Source organism: Rhizobium sp. SVR5-9E (genome assembly GCF_056755095.1).
Genome location: NZ_JBNDHS010000376.1, coordinates 1 through 277, shown reverse-complemented (window position 1 = coordinate 277; position 277 = coordinate 1). Strand labels below are relative to the sequence as shown.

General features: G+C 49.8%; 1 protein-coding gene. It reads right to left on the bottom strand.

The annotated features are described in order from the left end of the window. The coding region (locus tag ACPYOJ_RS35255; RefSeq protein WP_481420370.1) for a hypothetical protein at positions 1-277 on the bottom strand (277 nt) is incomplete at both ends.

The following is a 277-nucleotide window of genomic DNA, read 5'->3' as shown; positions in this document are numbered from 1 at the left end:
TATTTATCATTGGCTATACGAAGACCGATGGTGATCCGCGTGCTGTCGTTTTTAATATCCGTCTCAAAACGGCTTTTGATGCCCATGTGGCGCATATTGGTGTAGGCCTGCTTCAGCTGCAGCCATTCGGGAGAGAGGAAGAAATTCCTGAAGTTTTCTTTGTTTTCATGTCCGGAAACTACGCTGAGGTATTCGCTCATGCGGGCAGCGTTGGCAACAGCTTGGTCAAGATCCCTTTTCACTTGCACCTGTTGGGCGCCGAACAGCTGGATCAGCC